Annotated in this window: 7 protein-coding genes; 6 read left to right on the top strand and 1 reads right to left on the bottom strand. The window is 70.5% G+C overall.

Annotated elements, in window-relative coordinates; genetic code table 11:
* From IEZ15_RS21810 to IEZ15_RS21785, 6 genes are all read left to right on the top strand, one after another.
* Positions 1-253: transposase family protein (locus IEZ15_RS21810; protein WP_308427429.1), on the top strand; the 253-nt coding region annotated here is incomplete at its 5' end.
* Positions 254-433: 180 nt separating this feature from the next.
* On the top strand, positions 434-1915 hold the full coding sequence (xylB, locus tag IEZ15_RS21805) for a xylulokinase (protein ID WP_189279005.1): 1482 nt from the start codon (positions 434-436) through the stop codon (positions 1913-1915).
* Positions 1916-2096: 181 nt separating this feature from the next.
* Complete coding sequence (locus tag IEZ15_RS21800; RefSeq protein WP_157987213.1) at positions 2097-3374, top strand: VWA domain-containing protein; 1278 nt, start codon at positions 2097-2099, stop codon at positions 3372-3374.
* Positions 3374-4219 carry a hypothetical protein gene (locus IEZ15_RS21795; RefSeq protein WP_189279004.1) on the top strand — a complete coding sequence of 282 codons (846 nt, stop codon included), beginning with the start codon at positions 3374-3376 and terminating at the stop codon, positions 4217-4219. Before IEZ15_RS21800 ends, IEZ15_RS21795 begins: the two co-directional genes overlap by 1 nt.
* Positions 4220-4483: 264 nt before the next feature.
* Positions 4484-5851: a cytochrome P450 gene (locus IEZ15_RS21790; protein ID WP_189279003.1), complete on the top strand. Its 1368-nt coding sequence runs from the start codon at positions 4484-4486 to the stop codon at positions 5849-5851.
* 879 nt (positions 5852-6730) lie between these two features.
* Positions 6731-7267, top strand: coding sequence for a DUF4232 domain-containing protein (locus tag IEZ15_RS21785; protein WP_189279002.1), 537 nt, complete (start codon positions 6731-6733; stop codon positions 7265-7267).
* Positions 7268-8410: 1143 nt separating this feature from the next.
* Here the strand turns inward: IEZ15_RS21785 and IEZ15_RS21780 are convergent.
* Positions 8411-9022: an NUDIX hydrolase gene (locus tag IEZ15_RS21780; RefSeq protein ID WP_229846031.1), complete on the bottom strand. Its 612-nt coding sequence runs from the start codon at positions 9020-9022 to the stop codon at positions 8411-8413.
* Positions 9023-9101: the final 79 nt, after the last annotated feature.

Below are 9101 nucleotides of genomic sequence, written 5' to 3'. Positions count from 1 at the left end.
GGACGGCCTCAAGTGCTGGGCCGACAAGGCGTACCAGGGCGCCGGCAGCACCATCCGGGTACCCTTCCTCAGCCGTCACCTCAAGCGGTGGCAACGCCGGCACAACAGCGCACACACCAAGATCCGCTGCCTCGGAGAGCGAGCCATTGCCACCCTCAAGGGCTGGCGCCTCCTGCGGAAGCCCCGCTGCAGCACCAACCGCATCACAGCAATCGTCCATGCCGTCCCCGTCCTCCATCACGCCTCAACATGAGGTTGGAAAAGGCTCACTGTTCCCGACACGCTCGATCGCGTAATTTGTTTTCCGTACGATCAAATTTCCGTGGCGGCATCCCGAGCAACCACACCCCGAAGCGATGCACGCCCCCGCAGCCATCTCGCCGCATCCGTCTCCCCGCAGTCATCTCCCCGCAGCTCAGGAATGAGGTCACCCATGCCGCCGCGTACCGTCGTCATCGGTGTGGACAGCTCCACCCAGTCCACCAAAGCCGCCCTCGTCGACGCCGGAACCGGCCGGCTGCTGGCCGTCGGCCGGGCACCGCATGTCGTCACCGGCGGGGCGGGTGCCCGTGAGAGCGACCCGGAGGTGTGGTGGCAGGCGCTGTGCGACGCCGTCGCCGCCGGACTGAAGGAGTCCGGCGTCGCCGCCTCCGCCGTCACCGGTATCGCGGTCGCCGGGCAGCAGCACGGACTGGTCGTCCTCGACCGGACGGGGCGTCCACTGCGTCCGGCGATGCTGTGGAACGACACCCGCTCCGCCCCGCAGGCCGCCGCCCTCACCGCGGCGCTGGGCGGGGCCGAGGCCTGGACCGCGCGGACCGGATCCGTGCCGGTGGCCTCCCTCACCGCGACGAAGTGGCGGTGGCTGCGGGAGAACGAACCGGAGAACGCCGCCGCGGCCGCGGCCCTGCGCCTCCCTCACGACTTCCTGACCGAACGCCTCGCAGGCAGCGCCGTCACCGACCCCGGTGACGCCTCGGGCACCGGCTGGTACTCCACCGCGACCGGCGCGTACGACCCCGAACTGCTCGAACTCCTCGGCCTGGACGTCGCGTTGCTGCCCGAGGTGGCCGAGACCGGTGCGACCCGCATCGGTTCGCTGACCGCCGAAGCAGCCGGTGCGCTCGGCCTGCCGGCGGGAATCGCCGTGGCCGCGGGCACCGGGGACAACATGAGCGCCGCCGTCGGCCTGGGACTGGGCCGTGCCGGACTGCTGGATCACCCCGTCCTCAGCCTCGGCACCTCGGGAACGGTCTTCGCCGCCTCCCGGACACGGCCCGCGTCGACGGCACTCTCCGGCTTCGCCGCAGCGGACGGTACGTACCTCCCGCTGGCCTGCACCCTCAACTGCACGCTCGCCGTGGACAAGGTTGCCGCACTGCTCGGCCTGGAGCGCGACGACGCGGCCCCCGGTGGCGAAGCGGTACTTCTCCCCTACCTCGACGGCGAACGCACCCCCGATCTGCCCGCCGCCTCCGGCCTGCTCACCGGGCTGCGGCACGACACAACCCCGCAGCAGCTCCTGGGCGCCGCCTACGAGGGCGCGGTCTTCACCGTGCTGCGTGCCCTCGACGAACTCCTGCGGGCCTGCGGCCTCGACCCGGCCGACCCCGAGGTGGCCGCCCGGCCGCTGCGCCTGATCGGCGGCGGCGCGCAGGGGCGCACCTGGGTGGAGACGGTACGGCGGCTCTCCGGCCGGCCGGTGATCGTGCCCGGGAGCGGCGAACTGGTGGCTCTGGGTGCGGCCGCGCTGGCCGCCGCCGCGGCAACCGGCGAGGACCCGGTCACGGTCGCCACCGGCTGGAACATGGGCGAGGACACCCAACTGCCCGCCATCCAGCGGGACTCGGAAACCTGGGAGCGGGTCGGCTCGGCACTGGAGCGGGCCGCGGGCCCACTGCTGGGCAGGGCCTGACGCCCGTACACCCAACGCCCCCTGGCCGCTGCACAGCCTGCACGCCCGAGCCGGCCGACCCCGCACACCCTGCAAGGGGCACTGACCGGCTGTCACTTCCCCCGACCGGCCCGGGTGACGGCCCGTCGACCGCCTCCGGACCGGTTTGGGGAAGCGAAGCGATCTTCACTAGTATCCGGCGATGATCATAAGAAGAAGGCTGACGGTCGGGGTGGGCATTCTGCTCGCCACCCTGACCGCCGGGCTCGGTTCGGCGCTCCCCGCCGCAGCTGATGAAACCCCCACCAAAGCTTCCCCCAAGGTCGAGCTGGTGCTCGACGTCAGTGGCTCCATGCGGACCCGTGACATCGACGGCCAGTCCCGGATGGCCGCGGCGAAGCAAGCGTTCAACGAGGTCCTGGACGCGGTGCCCGAGGAGGTGCAGCTCGGCATCCGGACGCTCGGCGCCAACTACCCGGGCGATGACCGGAAGGTCGGCTGCAAGGACACCAAACAGCTCTACCCGGTCGGCCCACTGGACCGCACCGAGGCGAAGACCGCCGTCGCCACCCTGGCCCCCACCGGCTGGACCCCGATCGGCCCGGCCCTGCTGGGCGCCGCCGACGACCTCGAAGGCGGCGACTCCACCCGCCGGATCGTGCTGATCAGCGACGGCGAGGACACCTGCGGCCCGCTCGACCCGTGCGAAGTGGCACGTGACATTGCAGCTCGTGGCATCCACCTCGTCATCGACACGCTGGGCCTGGTGCCGAACGCGAAGATCCGCGAGCAGCTGACCTGTATCGCCGAGGCCACCGGCGGCACCTACACCGCAGTCCAGCACGCCGATGAACTCTCCGGCCGCGTCAAGCAGTTGGTCGACCGGGCCGCCGAGCCGGTCGTCACACCGGTGGCGACGGAAGGCGCGAATCGCTGCTCCACGGCACCACAGCTCAAGGCGGGTCTGTACACCGACCGGGAGAAGTTCGGCGAGCACCGCTGGTACCGGGTGGATGTACTGCCCGGTCAGGAGCTGCGCGCCTCGGTGAGCGTCTTCGCGGACCGTGCCGTGAACAATGACTACGGCGTGCTGCTGCGGGCGGTGACCGTACACGGCCGGGAAATCGTCCGGGGTTCGGAGTCGGGCACCGGCCGCACCGATGCGATCTCCTCCGGCCTGCGCTACCCGAAGCCCGAGCAGGACGACACGGACAGCGGCGACAAGCCCGCCGCCGAGACCGTGTGCCTCCAGGTCAGCAACTCCTACTCGGCCCCCGCCTCGGTGAAGACCGCGCCGGGCATGCCCCTCGAACTGACCGTGGACCTGGTGGACGCCCCGGACGACGCGGCCGATGTCGCCGCGTTCGGTCTCGGCCGCGGCTGGTGGCTGCTGGGCGTACTGGTTCTCACCGGACTGGTCGCGGGTCTGCTGACCGGCTGGATCTCGCGCTGGCGCATCGCCGTCTGGAGGACCAACTGATGCGTACGACACGTGTACTCGCGGGTGCGCTGCTGACCGGCCTCGCCCTGCTGACCTCGGCGGGCGCCGCCGCTGCCGACGACCCGTCGGCGAGCCCGAGCCCGAGCGCCTCGGACGGCGGGTCCGGCCCCACCGAGGCCGGCACCACCTTCCGTACGGCCACTGCGGTCCAGCAGAACCAGCGCGCCACCGCCGGGGCGTCCACGGGTGACTACCTGTACTGGGTGTTCCCCGCCGACGCGGGCGAGCGGGCCACCGTCAAGGCGAAGATCACCCTGCCGGAGAGCGCCACCCGGCACGGCGCGTCGACCTGGCAGGTCGATGTGTACGACGGGCTGCGGCGCCGCCAGGCCTGCATGTACGGCCGCCAGACCGGGAAGGCGGCGGCCGACGCGTCGGCCGTCGAGCTGACCTGCGTACTGCGGACCGTCCGCGCCTGGTCCGAGCCGTGGGCCAACGACCCGCTGCCGGGCAACTACTACGTACGTCTCACGGTCGTCGACCTGCCCTCGGCGGACCTCGGTCTTCCGGTGCAGACCGAGGTCGAGGTCACGGCGGTGGACAAGGGCGGCGCCGGGGATGTGGACGGCACGCTCGCCGAGCCGCTGGTCCCCGGTGCGTCCTTCGTCGAGCAGATCTCGAACGGCTCGGCCGCCAGTAGTGACGGCTCGCCGTCCACGGTGTGGCGCGGTGGTGAGCCCGAGGACGGCTGGGCCTCCGGCTGGTGGACCGACCGCTGGCTGTGGACGGTCGGCGGCGGAGTACTGGGGGCGCTCGCGGCCGTCTTCGGCTACTCCCTCACCCGCGGCAACGGCCGCCCGTCCCGGGTCCCGCCGGGCGTCTGACCCGCACATCGCGCAACGGGCTCCGGACCACGAGCCCACCGGGCCGCACCGCCGGACGGGCTCAGTACCCGGGCCCGTCCGGCGACGGCGGCCACATCCCGTCGCCCCCCCCCCAGCCGCCCGTACGCTCTCGGCGCGGCGGCCGCTACCCTCGACAACTCACGTACCGCACAAGGCCGATGACTCCTTCCACGCCGTGCGGTACCACTGAAGTCAGGTCGTTGCGCATCAAGTCGGATGCGCCACAAGGGAGCGGAGACTTTCATGTCCACGGAGACCGGCCCGGCCGTCGATGCCGAGCCGCGAGGCCACACGATCGTGCCCGGCCCGAAGGGGCTGCCGTTTCTCGGGAACCTGCCACAGTTCGGAAAGAATCCCCTCGCCTTCTTCGAGCGGCTGCGCGGTCACGGCGACATGGTCGGCTGGCGATTCGGCCCCAACCCGAGTGTGTACATAGCCGATCCGGAGTGCATAGGCGAGCTGCTCACCGAGACAGAACGCACCTTCGACCAGCCCGCACTCGGCATCGCGTTCCGGACCGTGATGGGAAACGGCGTTGTGGTCGCCCGCGGTACGGACTGGCGGCGGAAACGGTCACTGGTGCAGCCTTCCGTACGCCCCAAGCAGGTGCGGTCGTACGCGGCGACGATGGCGAGCAGCACGGTGGAGCTGGCGGACACCTGGTCCGGCGGTGAACGCATCGACATCAAGCGCGAGATGGCGGCACTGACGCAGAAGATCGCGGTCCGTACGATCTTCGGCGTCGACACCCCGGCCGACGCCGATGCGATGGGCCGGGCGATGGATGTGGCGCAGCAGGAGATCGGCAAGGAGTTCGCCGGTATCGGCGCGCTGTTGCCGGACTGGGTGCCGACGCCGGGCCGGGCCCGGATCAGGAAGGCCGCCGCGGTCATCGACGCCGAGGTGAGCCGGGTCGTCGCCCGTCACCGCGACGGCGGGGACGAACGCCCCGATCTGTTGAGCCGGCTGCTCACCGCGGTCGACGAGACGGGTGCGCACCTCACGGACCAGGAGATACGCGACGAGACGGTCACCCTGTACATCGGTGGACACGAAACGACCAGCTCCACTCTCGTGTGGGCCTGGTATCTGCTGTCCCGCAATCCGCGGACGCGCACCGCGCTCACCGAGGAACTGGACCGGGTGCTCGGCGACCGTGAGCCGGAGTTCGACGACTATGCCCGGCTGACGTACGCCCAGTCGGTGGTCAAGGAGACCCTGCGTCTCTACCCGACGATCTGGCTCGTCACCGGCGTCGCCAAGGAGGGTGCGCGGATCGGCGGTGTGCCGATGCCGGAGGGCACCAGGGTGTGGACCAGTCAGTGGGCGACGCACCGCGACGAGCGGTGGTTTCCCGAGCCGGAGGAATTCCGTCCCGAGCGCTGGGACCCGCAGGAGGGCGACGACATCGCGGAGTACGCGTGGTTCCCGTTCGGCGGCGGCCCCCGGGTCTGCCTGGGCACACGGTTCGCGATGGTCGAGGCGGTGCTCATCCTTGCCGTGCTGGCACGCCGTTTCGAACTGGAGGTGGACCCGGGCAGCGTCAACCCCGTACCGACGCTGACGCTGCAGCCGGACCGCGAGGTGATGGCGACGGTCCGGGCGCGGTAACGGCGTACGGGTGGGGTGGCCGCGGCGGTCTCCCGCGCCCTCACTCCGTAGGCTGCTGCGACCCGAACCGCCGTACGCCACCGCCGTCGGCGTGTTCCCCGACCGAGGAGGACGACACCGTGGGCGGTTCCGGCAAGCCCCGCAGGTGTAGGGCGGCGTCCGGCTCGCCGGTGCACACCGCGCGCCCGCCGCGCAAGGCCGACGCCCCGTCCGGCCGACGCCGGGACACCGTCTTCGGCTGCGGCTGCACGGTGGCGGTGGTCCTCGGCATCGTCGTCCCGGCCATCGGGTCCACGCTCGGCGGCCCCGGCTCGTGGAGGTGGGCACGCGACTGCTTCCCGGGCGGGGGTTACGGCTTCGCAAGGGCGGTCGGTGCGCTGATACCGGTGGTGTTCACCGTCGGGGTGATATCTCTCGGCAAGACGAACCGGGCAGCGGAGAAGGCCCGTTCGGCGGTCAGGATCGGCATCACGGTCCTCTGTTTCGCACTGCTGACGCTGCTCGGCACGGCATGTGTGGAGATGATGGGCCCGAGCCGTGAGCACCATGCTCGAACGGGCGGTTGGGCCTATGAGCACTACACGTGGGTCTGGGCCGTGGCCCTTCTGTCGGCGCTCGTCACGAAAGCGCTGATCACTACCGCTCTTGTCCTTCACATCCGCAGTCCTACGGTGCAGGACGGCTCGGCCGGGACGGCGTGGCGCTCCCGCCCCGCGGTCACGAGGCCCCGGCTCCACCCCGTCGCCAGATATATCGAACCGATATGTCTGATCTGTCGCGGAGATCGGGGCATACCGGTCACACTGGCGATGTCGGCCTCACCGGCCGCCGGGCCGTCCGGCCGCATCCGCAGGCTGTCGATCCAACGGGAGAAACACCATGCGTCTCCGCTCCGCTCTCGCCTCCGCCCTCACCGTCGCAGCCGCGCTGACCCTGACCGCCACCGCAGCGTCGGCCACGATCGGCACCGCATCCGCCGCATCCGTGAGCCGCCCCGGAATCTGTCCGGAGAAGGCCCTCGATCTGCATGCCGCACCCGGCGGACAACGGAACGTCGCCCGTATCAGCGTCACCAACCATGGCGGCCGGGCCTGCGTCGTGGACCGCATCCCGACGATCACCTTCAGGGGCCTGGACGGCTCCGCCGAGACCGTACCGCCTGCCGAGAGCGGACCCTACGTCCTTTCGCGGGGCGAGCGTGCGTACGCAGCCGTCCGCACGGCGGACCCGGCGGCAACCGAAGGACACGTCGTCGGCAGCCTGTCCGTATCTGCCAACCCTTCCCACCTGGGCGTCACGTTCCGGGCAGCCACCGTGGGCATGCCCAGGGGGGTCCATGTGTGGGTGCCGGTCACCACGCTGTGGCAGGAGTCGCGCGTCGCGGCCGACAGCGCCTTGGCCGGCGCGCTGGGCTGAGGGACGGGCGGGGGTGGGCGACCGTATCGACCCGAAGCGGTCCGTGGGAAGCCCGCCCGTGATGCCGAACTGCTCGTCGTAGCCGGCCGCTTCCAGGCCCCGATCGTGTCCGGCACCGTGACCAGTGTTTCAGTGGTCGTGACCGTGGCCGCCGGGCCGAAGGCGCGCAGGGCCGCAGACCAGCGTCCCACCGCCCTGTACATGGCCGACGAGATCGTCGATCGCGGCCGCACCACACACCACGCCGCACTGACCACCGCGGCCGACAGCTCCCCGGCCACCCGTCCGCCACCCGCCGGCGCGCCCTGGCCGCACGGCTGCCGGCCTACCGCGTCAACGAGGACGGCGCACTCGCCGAATGGCCATGGCCAGGGCTGCGGGAGACATACGACCTTCCCGGAGGAGTCCCGGCGCGTGTGTCCACACCTTCGGCAGGTCTTCAGCGAGGTCGAAGGCGGGGCTCAGCCCGATCCACCCGTCGGCACCGACATCACCCGAGGCGAGCAGGGGTTCCACGGCGGCTTTCGTGGACCTGCCCCGTCACCCCGGACTGCCCCTCAGGTCCCTCAGGTTGTGCGGCGACCCGACGCCTGGCGCAGCCTTTGGTGGCGGCGGTGCAGCACACATCACACCGACAGTTCAGGCAGTTGTATCGGTACTCGCCGTGTGGGACGTTTTCCTGACGGACCTTCTTCCCTGCGGTTTTGGCATCGGCGAGATCACTCCGGGCGGCGGCAGGCACGGCAGTACGTATCCAGGGCGCCGATGCGCTGCTCGGTCTCCGTGCGGAACGATCCGCGGAAGTCGGCGACGCGGGCCACAGAGTCGTCGACGACTTACGGATTCCGCCACCCCGCAGCCCACGGCCCCGAGCACTGCCTGTTCCGAGAAGTCGGCCACGATGAGGACGGTGCGAGTGGTGCTGGTGCGCCGGGCATGGCGCAGCAGCACCGGCACGTCGTCGCTGACGGTGTCGGCCACCAATGACTGTCACCTGCGGGTCATCGGAGGGATCGTCGTCTACCACGAGGTCGATCTCGGGGCGTGTCCGCAAGTGCGTGCGAACTCCCGCTTCAGAGAAGGGGTCTGCGGAAAGAGCCTTGACCGTGGTCCGGGTACCGCCGGCGGGAGATCCGATAGTTCTCATTGGCGGCCTTGCTCCAGTTGCGCCTTGGTTTGACGCCACAGCGGTGAACCGTCAGGTCCGAGCGGCTGCCCTTCCCGCAGGCAGACGACGGTTCCCGTTGTGGCGGCAGTGTGAAGTGCTTCGAGGGTGCGCACGTGCTCGGCGAGGGGCGTGTCATTGAGTTCGTCCAGCCCGAGAAAGGCATGCTGGTCGTGCTCGGGGCTCAGGCGGATCGGGAGTCCATCCGCGACGGTCCCTCCGTGGAAGAAGCAGTCGAGCACCGGTCCGGTGCCGCCAACATTGACGCGGTGGTCGACGCCGATCAGCCTTGGGACCGAACTCATCTCCATGCCGGTCTCCTCGTGCATCTCCCGACATGCCGCTGTCAACGGATCTTCGCCGTGATCGAGCATGCCGCCCGGCAACCACCAGCTTCCGGCGCTCGGCTGTCCGGGGGCGTAGCGCAGCATGAGCATCCGGCCCTGCTGGTCGAGGAGTACAACGCAGGAGGCGATGAGTGCCTGGGGCTGGGTCTTGACCCATTCCTCGCGGGGCATCCAGGTCGTCTTGGCGGGCTCGCTCGGGGCGTCGGTTGATTCCGTCGTGCCGCTGGGCTTCTGGTTCAGCACAGGGGGACTCCTCTTTTTGTCCGGGTTCGCTCTGGAGTGCAAGCGCAAGAGAATTCGACCGCCGAAGAACAGGCTGAAC

It is taken from the genome of Streptomyces atratus (genome assembly GCF_014648655.1).
GTDB classification, from domain to species: domain Bacteria; phylum Actinomycetota; class Actinomycetes; order Streptomycetales; family Streptomycetaceae; genus Streptomyces; species Streptomyces atratus.
The sequence above is the reverse complement of the archived record's forward strand: the minus strand, read 5'-3'. Positions and strand labels throughout refer to the sequence as shown.

Coding starts and splice junctions, on each gene's coding strand:
- xylB (WP_189279005.1), top strand. CDS start 434: ATGCCGCCGCGTACCGTCGTCATCGGTGTGGACAGCTCCACCCAGTCC.
- IEZ15_RS21800 (WP_157987213.1), top strand. CDS start 2,097: ATGATCATAAGAAGAAGGCTGACGGTCGGGGTGGGCATTCTGCTCGCC.
- IEZ15_RS21795 (WP_189279004.1), top strand. CDS start 3,374: ATGCGTACGACACGTGTACTCGCGGGTGCGCTGCTGACCGGCCTCGCC.
- IEZ15_RS21790 (WP_189279003.1), top strand. CDS start 4,484: ATGTCCACGGAGACCGGCCCGGCCGTCGATGCCGAGCCGCGAGGCCAC.
- IEZ15_RS21785 (WP_189279002.1), top strand. CDS start 6,731: ATGCGTCTCCGCTCCGCTCTCGCCTCCGCCCTCACCGTCGCAGCCGCG.